This is a genomic window from Pseudomonas sp. NC02 (genome assembly GCF_002874965.1).
In the GTDB taxonomy this organism is placed as follows: Bacteria; Pseudomonadota; Gammaproteobacteria; order Pseudomonadales; family Pseudomonadaceae; genus Aquipseudomonas.
The window spans coordinates 2,156,001-2,174,577 of sequence record NZ_CP025624.1 but is presented as its reverse complement, the minus strand read 5'-3'; the positions used below and the strand labels follow the sequence as shown (position 1 = coordinate 2,174,577).

Sequence of the window (18,577 nt, the reverse complement as noted above, 5' to 3'; positions counted from 1 at the left end):
TTGCTCGCGAAAAACTCGAGGGCGCCGTGTTCTTTCAGGATGCCCGCGTTGTGGTCGACGACCTTCGCGAGCACGCTCGCTCCTACAGGTTCTTTTGGGCCAGTTGGGCCATATTCCAGCCGCCACCCAGTGCCTTGATCAGCCCTACGTTGGCGCTTAACTGTTGAGTCTGCAGATCCAGCACCGTGCGCTGTGCCTGCAACGACGCTACCTGCGCCGTCACCACGTCCAGGTACGCCGCGCCACCCTGGCGATAGCGTGCCAGGGACAAGTCCTCGGCGTACTGCGCGGCTGCCGCCGCATCGCGCTGGTCAACCAGGGCGGTGTCGAGCCCGGAGATGATCGAGAGGTTGTTCTCCACCTGCTCGAACGCGGTCAACACTACACCACGATACTTGGCCGCGGCTTCATCGGTTGCCGCCTTGGCACTGTCCACCCCGGCCTGGCGCGCGCCGCCGTCAAAAATCGTCCCCACCAGCGACGGGCCAATCGCCCAGAAAATGTTGGGCGCGCTCAACAAGTGCGCGAACTCATCACTCTGGAAACCACCCTGGGCACTCAGGGTAAGGGCCGGGAACCAGGCGGCTTTCGCCACCCCTATGCGTGCATTGGCCGAGGCAATCCGGCGCTCGGCAGCGGCGATGTCCGGCCGACGCTGCAACAGCGTAGACGGTACACCGGTGGGCACGCCGGGCAAGGCGATATCCGCGACGCTTGGGGCAATCGCGTAGGTCGATGCGGACTCACCCAGCATCGCCGCTATCGAGTGTTCAAGCACTGCACGCTGCACCAAATTCTGGCTCAGCTGCGACTTGACCGTCGACAGTTGGGTACGCGCCCGCGCCACGTCCAGCCCGGAGACGATACCGCCGCCGTGCAAGCCTTCGGTCAGGCTCAAAGCCTTGGCATAGGCATCGCTGGTTTCCTGCAGCAACTGGTCTTGCCGGTCGATGCCACGCAGGCGGATGTAGCTGTCGGCCAATTGCGCCTGCAAACTCAGACGCACTGAGGCCAGGTCGGCCTTGGCGGCCTGGGCGTCGCTGGTGCCGGCGGCAACGGTGTCGCGCACACGGCCCCAGAGGTCGACTTCATAGTCCAGTTCGACCCCCACTGTCCCGGAATCGTAAACATTCGGCGGGCTGGCAGAGCGCAGGGGGCGGGTGTCCGACTGGCGAATGCGCTGGGCATTGCTGGAACCGATCAGCTTTGGAAACAGCCCGGATTGCGCCTGGGCCAAAAACGCCTGGGCCTGGGAATAGTGAGCCAGTGCCGCGCTCAAGTCCGGGTTGCTTTGCAGCAACTGCTGCTCCATCGCGTCCAGTTGCGGGTCCTTGTAGATGTGCCACCAACCGTCGCGACTTGCTTGGTCGTTCGGCGTGCCGACGGTCCACGGTCCCTGGGTATGGAACTGCGCGGCAATGGGTACCTCCGGCACGTCCAGCGGCGGCGCAAGATGGCAGGCGCCCAGGCCCAGGGTCGCGACTAATACCAGGCAAGTGCGCTTAGCCATGGGGTTTGGCCTCCACGGGATTGGCGGCCAGCTGCACCGAATCGTCGTCGGCCAGGCCGTCGGGCGGGGTGTCGATCACGCGGTCGGTGGCGACCAGGCCGCTGCCGATTTCCACGCTGTCACCGAAGTCCCGGGCGATGGTCACGGTCTTGAAGTGCACATGATTATTCGCGTCGAGGGTGGCCACGCGCATGCCCTTGTCATCGAACACCAGGGCGCTGGCAGGCAGGCGCAGCACGTCGGTCTGCACCGGCAAGGTGAACTGCACGCTGGTGTATCCGCCCGGCAGCAGGCGGCTGCCGGGGTTCTCCACCAACAGTTGCACCAGGGTGCTGCCGGACGCGGCGTTCACCGCATCGGCGGTGGCGATCACCTTGGCGTTGAAGGTTTCACCGCGATATTCCGGCACGCTCAGACGTGCCACGGTACCCACCTGGATCTGCGGCGCCGACGACTGCGGCACCTGCACATAAACCCGCAGGCGGCTGACGTCGGAGACCGCGAACAGCTCTTTGCCGGTGGCACCACCGGCACTGATCAACGCCCCCACATCGGTGGAGCGTGCAGTGACCACGCCGGCGAACGGCGCAGTCAAGCGCTGGAAGCCCTTGGTGGCAACCAACTGGTCGACGTTGGCCCTGGCCGCGACCACTTTGGCCTGCTTGGCAGTCAGGTCGCCGGTGCGCTCATCCACGTCCTGGCGCGACACCGAGTCCGACGAAAGCATCGCCTGCCAGCGCTTGGCGGTGGTCTGTGCCAGCGACTCGTCGGCCTGGGCCGAAGCCAGCACGGCCTTGGCTTGCAGCAGTTGCTGATCGAGCTCCGGCGTGTCGATTTCGGCCAGCAGTTGCCCGGCCTTCACGTGGTCGCCGATGTCGACGTTCCAGGTCTTGAGGTAGCCATTGACCCGGGCAAAGATCGACGCTCGGGAGTACGCCTCAAGACGCCCCGGCAGGTTCAGGATCGGACCCTGGGGCTGAACGCTCGGGGTGATCAGGATCACGCTGGGCAACGCCTGGGCATCGGTCCAGGTTTTCAGGTCATGGGATTCGCTGGCGCGCACGCCGATGCCGAATACCACCACGGCAACCAGGACCACCAGCCCGAGCACCAGCCAGAGCAGACCACGGGATTTACGGCGGGGCGAACCCGGATTGGAAACGGAAGCAGACATGTCAAACCCCTTGAGTGGCGGTGGTCGCAAGCGTGGCGTGCTGACGCCGCCCGTGCACAAGACTGAAAATCAGCGGAACCAGGAACAACGTGGCAATGGTGGCGAAGGCCAGCCCGCCGATGACCGCACGGCCCAGCGGGGCGTTCTGTTCGCCGCCCTCCCCCAGGCTCAGCGCCATCGGCGCCATGCCGATGATCATCGAAATCGCGGTCATCAATACCGGGCGCAGACGGGTAAAGCCGGCTTCAAGCGCCGCCTGCATCGCATCCCCGTGCACGGCCAGGCGTTCGCGGCAGAAGCTCACCACGAGGATGGCGTTGGCGGTGGCCACGCCCATGCACATGATCGCCCCGGTCAGCGCCGGTACCGACAGCGGCGTGTGGGTGATGAACAGCATCCACACGATGCCCGCGAGCGCCGCCGGCAAGGCGGTGATGATCACGAACGGGTCAGCCCAGGACTGGAAGTTGACCACGATCAGCAGGTAGATCAGCACCACCGCGCCAAGCAGGCCAAACAGCAAGCCACTGAAGGCCGCGTTCATGGTTTGCACCTGGCCCTGCAACAGCACCTTGGAGCCGGTGGGCACTTCGCTGGCGTGGGCGGCGATGATCTTCTGGATGTCGGCGGCGACGGCACCGAGGTCGCGGCCCTGGATTGCGGTCAACACCTCGACCACCGGCTGGATGTCCGACTGGGTCACCACCGAGTTCGCGTGGCTGCGTTCGATGGACGCCAGGCCGCCGAGGGTCTGGTCTTGCGCCGAACCGGGGCTGCCGCTCAAGGGCAGGTTATGCAGGGCGGCCAGGGTGTCGAGGCCGTACTGCGGGGTTTGCATCACAATCGGATAAGACACGCCGTTGGCCGGGTTGAGCCAGAACGTCGGCGCCACCTGGCTGGAACCCGCCAGGTTGACCACCAGGCTGTTGGTCACATCGCGCTCGTTCAGGCCCACCAGTTGGGCCTGGGTACGGTCCACATCGATCTTGAACGTGGGCAGTTGCCGCGACTGCTGGATACGCGCATCCACCACACCCGGCACCCGCCGGATTTCCCGCAGCAACGTGCTGGCGTAGGTGAAGTTGGCGGGCAGGTTATTGCCGCTGACTTGCACATCCACCGGCGCCGAAGAACCGAAGTTGAGGATCTGCCCGACGATGTCCGAAGCCGGGAACGAGAACACCGCATTCGGGAATTCACGGGGCAGCCGCTCCCGCAGTTCGCGCATGTATTCGGCGGTGGGACGATGGCCCTCTTTCAGGCTGATCTGGATGTCGCTGTCCTGTGAACCCACGGTGCCGGTGTTGTTGTAGGCCACGTTGATCCCGCTGATGGCCAGGCCGATATTGTCGACGATGGCCGCCAGCTCCCGGGGCTCGATCACGTTATGAATGGTGTTCTCGATCTGCGAGACCAGCCGCGCATTGCTCTCGACCCGCGTGCCGATCGGTGCACGCACATGCAACAGGATCTGCCCGGAGTCGACGTCGGGGAAGAAGTTGCGACCCAGGAATGGCACCAGCGCAAACGACACGGCGACGAACGCCAGCATCGCGATCACCGCGATACGGCGGTGGTGCAAGGCACTCTCCAGTGCCCCGTGGTAAACCCCGCGAAACGCCTCGAACTGGCGCTCGAACCCGCGCTGGAATTTCACCAGCGGGTTGCTCGACGGCGCCACCACCGGCGTACCGTCCGCATGATGTTCGTGAGGCTTGAGCAGGTAATTGGCGAGGGTCGGCACCAGGGTTCGCGAGAGGATGAACGAGGCGATCATCGCGAAGATCACCGCTTCGGCCATCGGCACAAACAGGAAGCGCGCCACGCCTTCCAGGAAAAACATCGGCACAAACACGATGCAGATACACAGCAGCGACACGAACGCCGGCGTGACGATCTGCGCCGCGCCGTCGAGGATCGCCGTCTCCACCGGCTTGCCCTGTTCCAGGTGCCAGTTGATGTTTTCGATGGTCACCGTAGCGTCATCCACCAGGATCCCCACGGCCAATGCCAGGCCGCCGAGGGTCATGATGTTGAGGGTTTCGCCGAGCGCCGACAGCGTCGCAATCGACGACAGGATGGCCAGCGGGATCGACGTGGCGATGATCACCGTGGAGCGCCAACTGCCGAGGAACAACAGGATCATCAGGCTGGTCAACGCGGCGGCAATGATCCCTTCCCGGGCGACGCCGCTGATGGCCGAGCGCACGAACAGCGACTGGTCGCCGATCAGGTCGATATTCAGGTTGGGCGGCAAGGCGCCTTTGTTGTCGGCCAGTTTGTCCTTGATCCCGGCGATCACCCCGAGGGTCGACGCCGAACCGGTCTTGAGCACCGGCAGCAGCACGGAGCGGTTGCCATTGACGTGCACGATGTTGGTCTGCGGCGGGTTGCCGTCACGCACCGTGGCCACGTCACGAATCAACACCGTGGTGCCGTCGGCGGTCTTGATCGGCAGGTTTTCCAGGTCGTGGAAGTCCGTCGGCGAGTTGTTCAGTTGCAGGTTGAACTCGTAGCTGCCGATCTTTTGCGTGCCCACCGGGGTGATCAGGTTCTGCGTGGCCAGGGCAGTGGCCACGTCCTGCGCCGAGAGACCACGGGCCTGCATGCGTGCGGAGTCGAGGTCGATCTGCACCTGGCGGGTCTTGCCGCCGAAGGGGTATGGCAGTGCGGCACCGGGCACCGTGGTCAGCATCAGGCGCACGGTGTTGAGGCCCAGGTCACCGAGTTTCTGTTCGCTGAGGCCTTTGCCGGACAACGCCAACTGCACGATCGGCACTGTCGAGGCGCTGTAGTTGAGGATCAGCGGCGGCGTGGTGCCCGGCGGCAGTTGACGCAGGATGGCCTGGGACACCGACGTCATCTGCGCGTTGGCCGTACTGATGTTGACTCCCGGCTGGAAGAACACCTTGACGATGCCGTAGCCGTTCAGCGATTGCGCCTCGATATGGCGGATGTCGTTGACCGTGGTGGTCAGCACCCGCTCGAACGGCGAGGTGATGCGGCCGGCCATCTGGTCCGGCGGCAAGCCGGTGTACTGCCAGATCACGGCAATCACGGGGATGCGAATTTCGGGGAAGATGTCGGTCGGGGTACGCCAGGCCGCGAGCGGGCCCACAATCAGAATGAAAATAGCCAATACCAGGAAGGTATAGGGGCGCCGCAATGCGATGCGCACGAGGTTGAGCATAGATGTGATCCAGACAGGAAGTTGATGACTGAAGGAGGTACCGAACAGCGCTTCCCTCCTGCCCCGCCCGTCTGTGTTCCGGGCCAACTGCACTGACATCCGGTCAAAATAGAGGCATATGCCACGATATAGCGTTTAGTGGCATACGCAACTAATTTGTTGCAGCATGTGTCAATATTCATCTTGCCGGATTAACGTTCGGTTAACCCTTGATCTGTAGCGAGTGATCAGCCTGTGAAATGCGCACCGCCTGTCCTGAATAGCCCGAGCACCTGTTCCAACGGAGCCGTGCGGCGCGCGTCCCGTCGTATGGCGCAGATCTATGACGAGGCGTTTGCGCCGTTTGGTTTGAAGGCCACCCAGTATTCGCTGATGAACCACATCGCCAATGGGGACGCTCCGAAGATGCGCGACCTGGCGCAGTCGTTGGTGATGGATTTGTCGGCCCTGGGGCATACGCTCAAGCCGCTGGTGCGGGATGGGCTTGTGGTGTTGCGGGTGGATGAGTTGGACCGCCGCAGCCGGCGGGTGCTGTTGACCGACGCGGGGCAGCGTAAATACGAAGAGGCGCGGGTGGTGTCCAGGCAGATGGCGGTGCGGTTTGATGAGGTGTTTGGGGCTGAGGCGGCTTGCGAGTTGCGCAAGGCCATGGACTTTATTGCGTCTGATGAGTTTGCTCGGGCGTTGTTGGGTTAGGGGGCATATCCGTTATTTGGGTGATGGCTTGTATTGGTTCCGCTCTTACAGCGGCTCACTTTTGAAAAGCGCAAAAGTAAGCAAAACGCTCTTGCCCCACCACTCGGCACCTCGCCTAGGCTCGGTGTGCCCAAGATCAAGATCAAAAGCAGATCAACAGCACAGCGGCCTACCGGCCGGCTTGAGTGTTTAAAAGCCAAATCAAAAGCTAAAGCGGGCACGGTCCACTGTAGGAGCTGGCTTGCCGGCGATGGCATCACCTCGGTGTGTCTGATTCACCGAGTTGTCTGCATCGCCGGCAAGCCAGCTCCTACAGAAAAGCAGCTTTTGCCTTTGCTTTTAACACTCAGGTCGGCTCTCAGGCAGCCGTGCTCTTACTTTTGATCTTGATCTAACTGCCCCCTGCCGCTTTTGCAAAGTGACTCGCTGTAAGAGCGAAACCATAAGTAGCCATAACCTAAATAACGGATATGTCCCCCCCTCCTCCGGCCAAACTCAACACTTCTCCCGCGAAATAAACCCCAACACCCCAGTATCCATCACCGGATTAAAACGAACCCGGGTCGTAATGTCCTGCTCAATCTCACGCATCGCCACCTGCGGCAACGTAGAAATATCCGCATCCTCCCGTATCCGCGCCGGCGTCACCGACGAGGTCAAAAACGCCACCCCACGCTGCACCGACCACGCCAACGCAACCTGAGCCGGCGTCTTCCGCACCCGCCGTGCAATCCCGGTAATCACCGGTTCATCCAGCACCCGCGGCCTCATCCCATGCCCCAACGGCGCAAACGCCAACACCACAATCCCATGCTGCCTGCAAAACTCCAACAGCTCCCACTCCGGCAGATAAGGGTGTGACTCAACCTGCACCACCGCAGGCTTTATCCGCGCCACCGCCACCAACTCCCGCAGCGTTTCCAGGCTGATATCCGACACCCCGATGGACTTGCAACGCCCCTCATCCACCAGACGCTCAAGCACCCGCCACGTCTCGATCAACGTCACCCCCGAGTCATACAACACATGCCCAAACGCATCCCGTGGGTGCAGCTCGTCACCCGGCAAAAACGCAAACGGCGTATGGATCATGTAGCAGTCGATCACCTCCACCTGAAGCCGGCGGCAACTGGCTTCGAACGCCGGCACCACACGCTCGGGCCGATGGTTGTTGTTCCACAGCTTGGCGGTGATGAACAGGTCCTCGCGCCGGACTTTACCGGCCGCAACCGCATCGTGAATCGCCGCGCCGACCTGCGCTTCGTTGCCATAACGCTCCGCACAATCGAAATGGCGAAAGCCCGCCTCCAACGCTTGCGTGACCGCCTGGGTGGTGGCCGTCAAATCCCTGAACAGCGTCCCGAACCCCACCGCCGGCATCGCGCCCGAACCATGCTGCAAAGGAAAACGGGTATCGCGAAGTGCATCGTAATAGCTCATGTGTTTGCTCCACTAGCGTTTGAAATCGTTGACCGAGCGACCACCGAGCGCCACGAACAACCGCACGGTGTCTAGATGTTGGGCGGTGCTCGCCCGGATCTGCCCGAGCAGGGCCTGCTCATAGGCGCGTTGTGCCTCCAGCACTTGCAACAGCCCGTTTTCTCCTGCCCCATAGGCCTGCTGGTTCAGGCGCAAACTGTTGGCGGCGGCCTGTAGCGCGGCGGTCTGTGCCTGGTACTCCTCGGCGTCGTGGTTGATCGCCTGCAAGGTGTCTGCGACCTGGCCGAAGGACTTGATGACGGTCTGCTGATAGTTGGCAAGCGCGGCGTTGTAGCCCTCCACGGCGGCCTGGCGCTCTGCCTTGAGAGTTCCGCCATCGAAGATCGGCCCCGCCAACCCGGCGGCAAAACCCCACAGCGCCGTACCACCATTGCCCGACGCGGCCTGGGCCAGTGACGCGGACAACTCCACACGGGGATAAAGATTGGCGGTGGCCACGCCGACCGCCGCGCTGGCCGCATGCAATTCGGCTTCGGCTTGCAGCACGTCCGGGCGGTCGTGGGCCAGTTCGGACGGCAAGCTGACCGGCAGCGTGGAGGCCGAGGCAAATCCAGCCAGTTCGAAATCCGGTGCGCGCCAATCCGCCGGGCCCTTGCCCGCCAGGATCGACAGCGCATGCCGCGCCGCATCGCGCTGCTGGGCGAGTGGTGGCAACAGGGTGCGGTCCTGCGCCAGTCGCGTTTCGGCCAGGGAGACATCGAGCTGCGTCGTCGTGCCGCTGTGTTGCGCCGCGCGCACCAGTTCGAGGTTTTTCGCGTCGGTGGCGAGCAAGGTCTGCACCGCTTCCATCTGCGCGCTGGCCGAGGCCATCAGCAACGCCTGGCTGGCGACGTCGCCCGTCAGCGTCAGGTACGCCGCCTCGAAGCGATGCTGCTGGAAATCGGCCAATGCCTGCTGTTGCTCGACCCGGCGCTGATTGCCGCCGAATACGTCGAGGTCGAAACTGACCTGCGGCCCGACGCCATAGAAGTTCGTCACCGCTGGCCGCGCGGCGTTGTGCACGCGCTGGCGGCCCGCTTGCGCGGCGAAATCCACCTGCGGGAAAAGTGCACCCTCGGCCGCAGCCACCGAAGCGGCGGCCTGACGCAACGTCGCGTCCGCTGCCGTCAGCTCAAGGTTGCCGGCAATCGCCCGGCGCATCACGCTGTCGAGCGTTTCGGAATGAAAGGTCGACCACCAGTCGACGCTGACCTTCTGACTGAAGGAAACGTGCTGCTCAGCCTGCACGTCATAGTGCGGCGAAGCGGTAACGGACGGCGCCTTATAGTCCGGGCCAACCGAACACGCGGACAGGGTCATGACGGCCGTGATAACAAGCCCATGGGATTTCATTACGCACACTCCGGAAAACTAGTGGGTCGTGACAGGTTTACGCAGCAGCAGCACCAGCGGGCTCACCACCAGCATTGCCCACAGCAGAATCTTGAATTGGCCGACCACCGCGATGAAGGCGGCCTGGCCGGTGATGGCTTCGTTCAGCGCGGCGAATCCCGCCAGGGGCGTCGATGCGGGGACCGAATGCACAGTCAGGTGGCCGGCCAGCGCCACGTGCATCGCTTGGGTGTTGTTGAAGAAGAACCACTGCACCACCGCCACACCCAGGGTGCTGCCGTAGACGCGGGACAGGTTGAACAGCCCGCTGCCTTCGGGGCGCAACGTCGGGTCGAGGGTGCTGAACGCCACCCGGGAAAGCGCCGGCATCAGCAGGCCCAGGCCCGCGCCCTGGATTGCGCCAGCCACTGCCACCGGCCAGCCGTCCATCAAGGGTGAATAGCCGAGCATCGAGTGGTTGGCGTAGATCACCACGGCGATCCCGGCGACCACAAATGGGCGGCCGTCGAGATGCGCAGGCACCTTGTTCATCAGCCAGAACGCACCCAGCAGCCCCACGCCACGGGGGATGGTGAGGAAGCCTGTGGTGTCGGGCGGGAAGCCCAGCAGTTCATCCAGCATCGGCGAGGTCATCGCCATGGTCGGCAGCAGCACGAAACCGACGGCGAAGAACAGGATGGTCGACAGCACGAAGTTGCGGTCGCGCAACAACCCCTTGCTGATGAAGTGTGTGCTCGAGGTGAACCGGTGCATTGCGAACAGGTAGAACCCCAGGGCACTGGTGGCGGCTTCCAGCCAGATCTCGGGCGAGTCGAACCACTCCAGGCGCTGGCCACGGTCGAGGACCATTTGCAGGCCGATCACGCCGAGGGTGAAGCTGGCGAAGCCTGCGAAATCAAACGCAGCAGCGCTGTTGGCTTTCTTTTCCTGCTGCAACATCGCCACGATCAAGAAGGCGTAAGCCAACAGCGGCAGGCTGGCGTAGAACATCCAGCGCCAGCCGAAATGCTCGCTGATCCAGCCGCCAATCGCCGGGCCGCTGACAATCCCCAGCAACCCGATCGCCGTCCATGACGGGCCGAATTTTGGCCGTTGCGTCGGGGCCAATGTCTCCAGGGCGATGGCCATCGACAGCGGCGCCAACACGCCGCTGGCAGCACCCTGGATGATCCGCGCGCCGACGAATTGCAGTGAGGTGGTGGCCTGTGTCGCGAGCAGCAGGCCGAGGGCGAAGATCAGCATCGCCGCCTGGTAAACCGCCTTCACGCCGAAGCGCGCAGCAAGCCACTGAGCCACCGGCAATGTAATCGCGCTGGCCGCCAGGTACGACGTGAAGATCCACCCCGCCTCGTCATCCGTCATCGACAAACTGCCCTGCACAAACCGCAGGGCCGAGTTCGGCAGCGACACGTTGACCGCCTGCAACCAGGTCACCAGCAACGCCGCAAACCGGAGAGTACGTGCGCCGTTCATGGGCCGGTCCTGATATCAACCGTCACCGTGGCGCTGGTGCCGGAGAACAGCGGCAAGTCCGCGTTGGCATCGTCCAGTTCCAGGCGCACCGGCACCCGCTGCACCACCTTGACCCAGTTGCCGGTGGCGTTTTCCGGCGGCAACAGCGCGAAGTCGGCACCGGCGCCCGGGCTCAGGCTGGTGATGTGCGCCTTGAAGGGATGATCCGGGTAAGTGTCGAGCTTGATGGTTGCCTGCTGACCGGCTCGCATATGGGTCATCTGGGTTTCGCGAAAGTTGGCCTCGACCCAGGTGCGACGGGGCGACAGCAAGGCGAAGGCCGGCGCGCCGCTGTTCAGGTAATCGCCGACCTGCACGTCATCCACCTTGGCCACCACGCCGTCGTCGGGGGCATAGACCGTCGCGTACGAGAGGTAGAGTTGCGCCTCGTCGAGCTGCGCCTGGGCCTCGCGAATCGCCGGGTGTCGGTCGATTTCGATGTCGGGATTGCCGTTCAGCGCCACCACCGTATTGGCGATCTGCTGCTCGACGGACGCCACGCGTTGCCGGGCGACTTTCAGGTCGGTATCGGCCCGTTCGAACACGGCCTGGGACACGAACTCGGTGGCCACCAGGGCCTTTTTGCGGGCGAATTCCTTCTGGTCGAAACCCGCCGATTCCTTGGCCGCCTGCAACTCTGCCTGCTGTTGCCGGTAGCTGGCCTTGAGGCCTTCAATCCGCAGGCGCGCCACGCTCAATTGCGCCTGCGCACGCTCGACCGCGACCTGGAACGGCTCGGGGTTGATACGCAGCAGTACCTGCCCCTTGTGTACCGACTGGTTGTCTTCCACGGCGATCTCCACGACCTGCCCGGATACCCGCGCATTGATCGACGCCTTCGCCACTCGGGCATACGCGTTATCGGTGGATACGTACGGCGCATCCTTGAGGTAATACACATACCCGGCCGCTGCAATGAGTACCGGAAAGCCCACCATCAACAGTGAACGCCAGGGGGTGCGGGTCGTGTTTTCCAACGCATTGCTCATGATCGAATCACCTTTGCTGAGCCCGGGATTTCTGAGGCCTTAATTTTGTGCGATGATGCAAGAATATCGACCCACCCACCTCTACTCAAGGATTTTTGTACGCCATGGCACAAAAAAAGATCACAGAGGCAAAAGGCCGTGGCCGCCCACGGGCCTACGACCCCGAAACGGCAATGCAAAAAGCCCTCGGGGTGTTCTGGAGCACCGGCTATTCCGGCGCCTCACTGGACAGCATCGCCACCGCCGCCGGGATGAACAGGCCAAGCCTGTACGCCGCGTTCGGCGACAAACACGCGATCTACCTCAAGGCACTTGAGCAGTATTGGGGTCTCGCTTCTGCCGCCATCGACGAGGCGCTGGACGACCCGAGCCTGACCCTCGCAGAGGCGTTGATGCGCTTATATGAAGGCCAGTTGTCGATCTACTTTTCGGGGGATGGCGAGCCACGGGGCTGCTTTATCATCGGCACCGCGACCACTGAAGCGGTGGAGGATGCGGAGATTCGCGCCGTGCTTTTGCAGCGCCTCGACGCACTCGACGCCCATCTCGAAACCCGCTTGCGCACGGCCATCGAGGCCGGCGAGTTGAAAGGTGGTGCAGACCCGGCAGCCGTCGCCGTCCTCGCCGCGTCTTTGGTGCACAGCCTTTCGATTCGTGCACGGGCGGGCAAACCCCACGCCGAATTGATCACCCTGGCGCGCAATGCAGTGCAGGTCATCTGCGGATGAGTGAAGGACTGGAAGACATTCTGGCCGAGCACCTGGCCGTGATTTTCTGCGGCATAAACCCGGGGCTGAAGGCCGCCACCACCGGGCATCACTTCATGGGCAGGAGCAATCGGTTCTGGCGCACGCTGCACCTGGCCGGGTTTACGCCCCATGAAGTGCAGCCGGAGAACGACCGCACGATCCTGCAATACCAGTGTGGACTGACCACGGTGGTGGAGCGGCCTACGGCCCGGGCGGACCAGTTGTCGGCGGATGAATTCAGGGCGGCGGCGGCTAGTTTTGAACGCAAGATCGCACGCTACGCGCCACGGTATGTGGCGTTTCTGGGAAAGGCCGCCTATAGCGCGTTGAGCGGGCAGAAGCAGATTGCCTGGGGACTTCAACCGCACACCTTGGGGTGTGCGGCGGTGTGGGTTCTGCCCAATCCCAGCGGCAGGAACCTTGGGTTTACGCTCGACCAATTGGTGCAGGCGTACCAGCAATTAAGGCTGGCAACACTCAGTCCCGATTAGAACTCAACTTCTCCCACAAAAACCTGTAGACCAGCGCACTCATATGCGCAGCCTGCGCATTGTCTGCCGCCCCGCCGTGCCCACCTTCGATATTTTCGTAGTACGTCACGTCCTTGCCGGCCTCGATCATCTTCGCCGCCAGTTTGCGGGCGTGGGCTGGATGCACCCGGTCATCGCGGGTCGAGGTCAGGAAAAACACCGGTGGGTAGGCCTTCGCCGGATCGAACAGGTGGTATGGAGAAAACGTCTGGATGTACGCCCACTCTTCAGGTACGTCCGGGTTGCCGTATTCCCCCATCCACGACGCCCCGGCCAACAGGAGGTGATAGCGCTGCATGTCGAGCAAGGGCACCTGGGAGACGATTGCACCGAACAGTTCCGGGTATTGAGTAAGCATATTGCCGACCAACAGACCACCGTTGCTGCCACCCTCCGCGCCCAGGTGTCGGGGCGAAGTAATCCCACGGTCGATCAGGTCACGGGCCACTGCGGCAAAATCTTCGTAGGCGCGCGGACGGTTCTGCTTGAGTGCGGCCTGGTGCCAGCGCGGGCCGTATTCACCGCCACCGCGAATGTTGGCAACCACGTACACCCCGCCCTTCGAAAGCCAGGCGCGGCCTGCCTTACCGGAGTAATACGGGGTCAGGGAGTATTCAAAGCCGCCGTAACCATAGAGCAAGGTCGGCGCCGTGCCGTTGCGCGGCAGGTCTTTGCCGAGCACCAGGAAATACGGCACACGAGTGCCATCCCTGGAGACCGCAAAGTGCTGCTCGATCACGTGCTGGCTGGAATCGAAAAAGGCCGGCAGGGTTTTCAGTACCTCGGGCGGATGACCGATCTCGGCCAGCGACAAGGTGGTCGGCGTCAGGTAGTCAGTGGTCACCAGCCAGACGGCATCACTGTCGTCGCTGTCCACTGCGCTGGCACCCACCGTCCCCATGCTCGGCGCCCCGGTGAACGGGCTGTGCTGCCAGCCGTTCGCGCCGGGAGTGAGGACGCTGAGGCGGTTCTTGACGTGATCCAGTACGTTCAGCACCAGGTGATTCAGCGTCCAGAAAAACCCTGCCAGCGAGGTGCTGTCCGTAGGGGTGAACAGCACCTCGAAATCCCGCTGGCCTGCCATGAAGCGATCAAACCGGATCGCCAGCAACGAGCCGGCCACGAACACCTCATCGAGCGTCCAGTCCTCCCGCAGTTCCAGCAGCAGCCAGTCTTTGTACACCGACTTTTCCGCCGAGTTCGGCGCGTCGATTTTGCTTAACTGGTTGTCGCTGCCCCGCAGGTACAGCTCGTTGTTGTAGAACGCCAGCGTGCGGCTGACGAAGTCACGCTCGTAGCCGGGCGTGTCGTCGTGCATCGCCGCGATGTACATATCATCCAGCGCGCCTTCATAGACAAGACTGGCGGCACTCAGCGGTGTACCGCGCTGCCACTGCTTGACGATGCGCGGGTAACCGGAACGGGTCATCGTGCCTTCGCCAAAATCGGTATAGACATAGACGTTGTCACGGTCGATCCAGCCCAGGCCGCCCTTGGACTCGGGCAACTGGAAGCCGTCTTCGACCCAGGTCTTGCTGGCCAGATCAAACTCGCGGGTGACATTCGCATCGGCGCCGCCACGGGACAGTGCCAGCAGGCAGCGCTGGTAGTCCGGGCGCAAGAAATCAGCACCGTGCCACACCCAGTTTTCGCCCTCGGCGGCGTTCAGTGCGTCAAGGTCCAGCAACGTTTCCCAGGCAGGCTGAGGCTTGCGGTACTCCGCCAGCGTGGTGCGACGCCACAGGCCCCGCGGGTGGGCGGCGTCCATCCAGAAGTTGTAGTAATAGGCGCCGACCTTATCGACGTAGGGGATGTTGCTGTCCGAGTCCAGTATCTCCAGCACCTCGGCCTGGATTTGCTTGAAGCTGCCGGAGCGGGCGAGCCGGTCTTCGGTCTTGAGGTTCTGGGCGCGTACCCAGTCCAGTGAACGCGTGCCGTCGACGTCTTCAAGCCATTGGTAGGGATCATTGGACGTTTCGGGAAGTTTTGACATGTTCGAATCCTGTCGAAAAGCAGAAATGGATAGCGTGCCCGACTTTGAGCCTTTTTGAGTGATAAAAAAAGCAAGAAACCGGGTGCGCTAGCCGATCTGATCGGCGATACATGGCGGACGTACCGCAGGCTGGTGCGGCAGGAGGACAAGCGATGGCTGACAAAAACATATGGATGCTGATGGGCGCAGACGCAAGCCCCTTCCCAAGCCCCGAGCCGGGAACGCTGGGCGGCCACCGAGGCGGCAAGCGCTATGGAAAGCTCGACTGTCGTGCGGCGCTGGGAGCCATTGCGCGTGGCGGCTACGTGAAAAATCGCGTGTTTTTTCTCGATGAAGCGACGGCTATCGCCGCGGGATTTCGTCCTTGTGCGGTGTGCATGCCAGCCGAATATCGCCTGTTTCGAGGGCACGCCTGAATCGAGTGTCCGGGACAAATTCCGGGCAAAAAAAAGCCTGCATCGCTGCAGGCTTTTTTACTATCTGGCTCCACGACCTGGACTCGAACCAGGGACCCAATGATTAACAGTCATTTGCTCTACCAACTGAGCTATCGCGGAATGCGCCGTATGTTACTGATTGAAAAGGAGAAGTCAAGCATTCAGTGAGATTTTTGCTTCACCCCAGGCGCGCCGCGCTGGAAAATCACCACGCCACTTCCTGTCACGACGCTGTCATACGTCAACGCCAACATCCGCAGATACCCCGCCCCTACCCTCTTCTTGAAGGACGACACATGCACACTCGCTCAGGCCCGCCAGCGGTAAAAACCCTGCTTGCCCGTTTTATCGTTATCGGATGCAGCCTGACGGTGAGCGCGTGTGACAGTGTGACCAGGAGCGCGCCTGTCGCGCCTGCTTCGTTCAAAACCCTGGACGGTGCACCGCCGCTGGTTATCGGCCATCGCGGCCTGCCAGGACTGTACCCGGAAGAAACCCGGGCCTCCTACGAGCATGCAGCCGACGCTGGTGCGGATTCGCTGGAGCTGGACCTGCACATGACCAAGGACTGTGTATTGGTGGCCCGGCACAATCCCTGGTTGAGCGACAACACCAACATCAGCGACGTCGCGAAGACCAATCCCGAAGTTGCACGCCGCAAGCGCACGGTGCCGGGTGTACTGGTTAACGTCAGGTATCCGGCCACTGCAGAAAATGGCCCGGCCCAGTACCTGAGTGATCTGACTGACCCCAACGATCCAAAATCCGTGTTGAAGTCCTTGATCGTGGATGGCGAAGACCATACCAACGACTGGTCAATCAGCGATTTCACCCTGGCCGAACTCAAGCAATGGATCGGCGGCACGACGTACGACGCCCGCGACGAGCGCCCGACCGAACTCAACGGCAAGCTGCCGATCCTGAGTTTCCAGGAAGTGATCGACATCGCGAAAGCCAAAAGCGCCGCCACGGGCCGCGTGATTACCACCTACCCGGAAAGCAAGAACCCGATCTGGAACAATGCCCAGGCCATCGCCAACGGCTGCGGCGCGCCGGGCAGTCATCCGTTCGAAGCGGCGTTTCTCAAGACCCTTGAAGACAACAACCTCAATCGCAAAGACGCGCCGGTGTTCGTGCAGAGCTTCGACCCGAACAGCCTGAAGTACCTGCGCTCCATCGGCCTGCAAACCAGGGCGGTTCAACTGGTGGATGGGAACGGGGTGAACTTCAAGACAGGCGAGACCATTTTCATCACCGACAAACCCAACACCTTCGTCAGCGGCCGCCCCTACAGCTGGACCGTCGCCGGCGACCCACGCGCCTTTGGTGCGATGCTGACCCCGGCCGGGCTGGCCGAGGTCAAGACCTACGCCGACGGCATCGGGCCATGGAAGCCGCAAGCGATGTCGCTGACCGCCGCTTCAGCGCAAAACCCCGGCTTGCCCGAGGTCGATACCTTCAAGCCCACCAGCCTGATCAGCGATGCGCACAAGGCCGGCCTGTTCGTGCATATTTTCACCTTCCGCAACGAAGCCAAATACCTGGCAGGTGCCTACAAGGGCAACCCGGCGGCGGAATACATGGCCTTTTTCCGCGCCGGTGTTGACGGTGTGTTTACGGATTTCACGCCGACTGCCGTTGCGGCCCGAACTGCCTACCTTAAAGAAGTCGCGCGCTAAAAAGTCGTGCGCAAAGATGGCGGCCTTATGGGCCGCCATCCTTCAGTCGAGTTGCTCAATCACCCCTCCTGCCTTGAGCTGCCCCAACTGCTCTGCCGACAACCCGAGGCGCTCGCCCAGTACCTCATCGGTATGCTGCCCCAACATCGGCGCCGGCCTTACATACTCTACCGGCGTGCCCGACATCTTGATCGGGCTGCCGACCATCTCGAACTGCGGATTCCTGGGATGCGGGATCTTCACCATCAACCCACGGGCAATCACCTGCGGCTCTTCCAGGGATTGCGCGATGTTGTTGATCGCCCCCACCGGTACTTTCGAGGCGTGAATACTCGCCACCCACTCGTCCGCCGTGCGCCCCAGGAAGTGCGCCGACAACAGTTCGACAATCTCCGCCCGATGCGCAACCCGATCGGCATTGCGCCGAAAGCGCGGGTCTTCCGGCAGGTGCGGCAAACCGATGCTGTGGCACAGCGCTACAAACTGGCTGTCGTTGCCGCAGGCAATAATGAAGTCGCGGTCGGCGGCGCGGAATACCTGGTACGGCACGATGTTGGCGTGGGCGTTGCCGAAACGCTGCGGCACCTTGCCCGAGGCCAGGTAGTTCATGCTCTGGTTGGCCAGGGTTGCCACTTGTACGTCCAGCAGCGCCATGTCGATGTGTTGGCCAACGCCGGTGCGTTCGCGGCTGAGCAGCGCGGCCTGGATCGCGACGGTGGAATACAGGCCGGTCATCAGGTCGGAGAACGCCACGCCGACTTTTTGCGGGCCGCCGCCGGGCAGGTCGTCGCGTTCGCCGGTGATGCTCATCAGGCCGCCGATGCCCTGGATGATGAAGTCGTAGCCGGGTTCTTCGGCGCGCGGGCCGGTCTGGCCGAAGCCGGTGATGGAGCAGTACACCAACCGTGGATTGATCTCGGCCAGGGTCGCGTAATCCAGGCCATAACGCGCCAGGGAACCGGCCTTGTAGTTTTCGATCAGTACGTCGGAGCTGGCCGCCAGGGCCCGCACCAGTTCCTGGCCTTCGCTGGTGGCCAGGTCAATGGCCACGGATAGTTTGCCGCGGTTGGTGGACTGGTAATAAGACGCCTGCCCGGACGACTCGCCGGTGTCGGTCTTCATCCACGGCGGGCCCCAGCCGCGGGTATCGTCGCCACTCTGTGGCCGTTCGATCTTGATCACTTCCGCGCCGAGGTCGGCCAACACCTGGCCACACCAGGGCCCGGCCAATACCCGGCTTAAGTCCAGCACCCGCAAACCTGTCAATGCACCCATTATTCTTGTCC

At 62.6% G+C, this 18,577-nt stretch carries 14 protein-coding genes and 1 tRNA gene; 5 read left to right on the top strand and 10 right to left on the bottom strand.

Annotated elements, in window-relative coordinates:
* Positions 1-82: 82 nt before the first annotated feature.
* From C0058_RS10175 to C0058_RS10165, 3 genes are read right to left on the bottom strand one after another with little or no spacing between them, the layout of a single operon-like run.
* Positions 83-1,510, bottom strand: a complete 1,428-nt coding sequence (locus tag C0058_RS10175) for an efflux transporter outer membrane subunit (RefSeq protein ID WP_003207893.1) — start codon at positions 1,508-1,510, stop codon at positions 83-85.
* Entirely contained in the window at positions 1,503-2,684 is a 1,182-nt protein-coding gene (locus C0058_RS10170; protein ID WP_003207891.1) for an efflux RND transporter periplasmic adaptor subunit, read from the bottom strand. Before C0058_RS10170 ends, C0058_RS10175 begins: the two co-directional genes overlap by 8 nt.
* 1 nt (position 2,685) lies before the next feature.
* Positions 2,686-5,874, bottom strand: a complete 3,189-nt coding sequence (locus tag C0058_RS10165; protein ID WP_102368477.1) for an efflux RND transporter permease subunit — start codon at positions 5,872-5,874, stop codon at positions 2,686-2,688.
* 309 nt (positions 5,875-6,183) lie between these two features.
* Between C0058_RS10165 and C0058_RS10160 the strand changes: the two genes are divergently transcribed.
* The gene (locus tag C0058_RS10160; RefSeq protein ID WP_003207888.1) at positions 6,184-6,570 is read left to right on the top strand and encodes a MarR family winged helix-turn-helix transcriptional regulator; all 387 of its coding nucleotides are present in this window, start codon (positions 6,184-6,186) and stop codon (positions 6,568-6,570) included.
* A 495-nt stretch (positions 6,571-7,065) separates the two neighbouring features.
* On the opposite strand, the gene C0058_RS10155 is transcribed toward C0058_RS10160, so the two are convergent.
* Genes C0058_RS10155 through C0058_RS10140 form a run of 4 tightly spaced genes read right to left on the bottom strand, consistent with a single transcriptional unit; the run spans position 7,066 to position 11,903 of the window.
* Positions 7,066-8,010: an aldo/keto reductase gene (locus C0058_RS10155; protein ID WP_102368476.1), complete on the bottom strand. Its 945-nt coding sequence runs from the start codon at positions 8,008-8,010 to the stop codon at positions 7,066-7,068.
* A 12-nt stretch (positions 8,011-8,022) separates the two neighbouring features.
* Positions 8,023-9,402: an efflux transporter outer membrane subunit gene (locus tag C0058_RS10150; RefSeq protein WP_102368475.1), complete on the bottom strand. Its 1,380-nt coding sequence runs from the start codon at positions 9,400-9,402 to the stop codon at positions 8,023-8,025.
* 18 nt (positions 9,403-9,420) lie between these two features.
* A complete protein-coding gene (locus C0058_RS10145) occupies positions 9,421-10,875 on the bottom strand; it encodes an MFS transporter (protein WP_102368474.1) in 1,455 nt (484 codons plus the stop codon).
* Complete coding sequence (locus C0058_RS10140) at positions 10,872-11,903, bottom strand: HlyD family secretion protein (protein WP_102368473.1); 1,032 nt, start codon at positions 11,901-11,903, stop codon at positions 10,872-10,874. The genes C0058_RS10145 and C0058_RS10140 overlap by 4 nt, the downstream gene beginning before the upstream one ends.
* Before the next feature lie 104 nt (positions 11,904-12,007).
* Here C0058_RS10140 and C0058_RS10135 point away from each other — a divergent pair, with 104 nt between their 5' ends.
* Positions 12,008-12,631 carry a TetR/AcrR family transcriptional regulator gene (locus tag C0058_RS10135; protein ID WP_003216516.1) on the top strand — a complete coding sequence of 208 codons (624 nt, stop codon included), beginning with the start codon at positions 12,008-12,010 and terminating at the stop codon, positions 12,629-12,631.
* Positions 12,628-13,143 carry a G/U mismatch-specific DNA glycosylase gene (mug, locus tag C0058_RS10130; RefSeq protein ID WP_102368472.1) on the top strand — a complete coding sequence of 172 codons (516 nt, stop codon included), beginning with the start codon at positions 12,628-12,630 and terminating at the stop codon, positions 13,141-13,143. The genes C0058_RS10135 and mug overlap by 4 nt, the downstream gene beginning before the upstream one ends.
* Here mug and C0058_RS10125 read toward each other — a convergent pair.
* Positions 13,130-15,175: a prolyl oligopeptidase family protein gene (locus C0058_RS10125; protein ID WP_102368471.1), complete on the bottom strand. Its 2,046-nt coding sequence runs from the start codon at positions 15,173-15,175 to the stop codon at positions 13,130-13,132. The two genes, mug and C0058_RS10125, sit on opposite strands and share 14 nt — an antisense overlap.
* Before the next feature lie 152 nt (positions 15,176-15,327).
* On the opposite strand from C0058_RS10125, the gene C0058_RS10120 reads away from it, so the two are divergent.
* Positions 15,328-15,591, top strand: a complete 264-nt coding sequence (locus tag C0058_RS10120) for an Ada metal-binding domain-containing protein (protein ID WP_102368470.1) — start codon at positions 15,328-15,330, stop codon at positions 15,589-15,591.
* Between the two features lie 65 nt (positions 15,592-15,656).
* On the opposite strand, the gene C0058_RS10115 is transcribed toward C0058_RS10120, so the two are convergent.
* Positions 15,657-15,732 (bottom strand) — tRNA-Asn (locus C0058_RS10115).
* A gap of 176 nt (positions 15,733-15,908) precedes the next feature.
* On the opposite strand from C0058_RS10115, the gene C0058_RS10110 reads away from it, so the two are divergent.
* Positions 15,909-17,291: a glycerophosphodiester phosphodiesterase family protein gene (locus C0058_RS10110; protein WP_102368469.1), complete on the top strand. Its 1,383-nt coding sequence runs from the start codon at positions 15,909-15,911 to the stop codon at positions 17,289-17,291.
* 42 nt (positions 17,292-17,333) lie between these two features.
* On the opposite strand, the gene C0058_RS10105 is transcribed toward C0058_RS10110, so the two are convergent.
* Entirely contained in the window at positions 17,334-18,566 is a 1,233-nt protein-coding gene (locus tag C0058_RS10105) for a CaiB/BaiF CoA-transferase family protein (RefSeq protein ID WP_003216714.1), read from the bottom strand.
* Between the last annotated feature and the right edge of the window lie 11 nt (positions 18,567-18,577).

Bases quoted from the DNA above. Each gene is read 5' to 3' on its own strand.
- C0058_RS10175 (WP_003207893.1), bottom strand. From the start codon at position 1,510: ATGGCTAAGCGCACTTGCCTGGTATTAGTCGCGACCCTGGGCCTGGGC.
- C0058_RS10170 (WP_003207891.1), bottom strand. From the start codon at position 2,684: ATGTCTGCTTCCGTTTCCAATCCGGGTTCGCCCCGCCGTAAATCCCGT.
- C0058_RS10165 (WP_102368477.1), bottom strand. From the start codon at position 5,874: ATGCTCAACCTCGTGCGCATCGCATTGCGGCGCCCCTATACCTTCCTG.
- C0058_RS10160 (WP_003207888.1), top strand. From the start codon at position 6,184: ATGGCGCAGATCTATGACGAGGCGTTTGCGCCGTTTGGTTTGAAGGCC.
- C0058_RS10155 (WP_102368476.1), bottom strand. From the start codon at position 8,010: ATGAGCTATTACGATGCACTTCGCGATACCCGTTTTCCTTTGCAGCAT.
- C0058_RS10150 (WP_102368475.1), bottom strand. From the start codon at position 9,402: ATGAAATCCCATGGGCTTGTTATCACGGCCGTCATGACCCTGTCCGCG.
- C0058_RS10145 (WP_102368474.1), bottom strand. From the start codon at position 10,875: ATGAACGGCGCACGTACTCTCCGGTTTGCGGCGTTGCTGGTGACCTGG.
- C0058_RS10140 (WP_102368473.1), bottom strand. From the start codon at position 11,903: ATGAGCAATGCGTTGGAAAACACGACCCGCACCCCCTGGCGTTCACTG.
- C0058_RS10135 (WP_003216516.1), top strand. From the start codon at position 12,008: ATGGCACAAAAAAAGATCACAGAGGCAAAAGGCCGTGGCCGCCCACGG.
- mug (WP_102368472.1), top strand. From the start codon at position 12,628: ATGAGTGAAGGACTGGAAGACATTCTGGCCGAGCACCTGGCCGTGATT.
- C0058_RS10125 (WP_102368471.1), bottom strand. From the start codon at position 15,175: ATGTCAAAACTTCCCGAAACGTCCAATGATCCCTACCAATGGCTTGAA.
- C0058_RS10120 (WP_102368470.1), top strand. From the start codon at position 15,328: ATGGCTGACAAAAACATATGGATGCTGATGGGCGCAGACGCAAGCCCC.
- C0058_RS10110 (WP_102368469.1), top strand. From the start codon at position 15,909: ATGCACACTCGCTCAGGCCCGCCAGCGGTAAAAACCCTGCTTGCCCGT.
- C0058_RS10105 (WP_003216714.1), bottom strand. From the start codon at position 18,566: ATGGGTGCATTGACAGGTTTGCGGGTGCTGGACTTAAGCCGGGTATTG.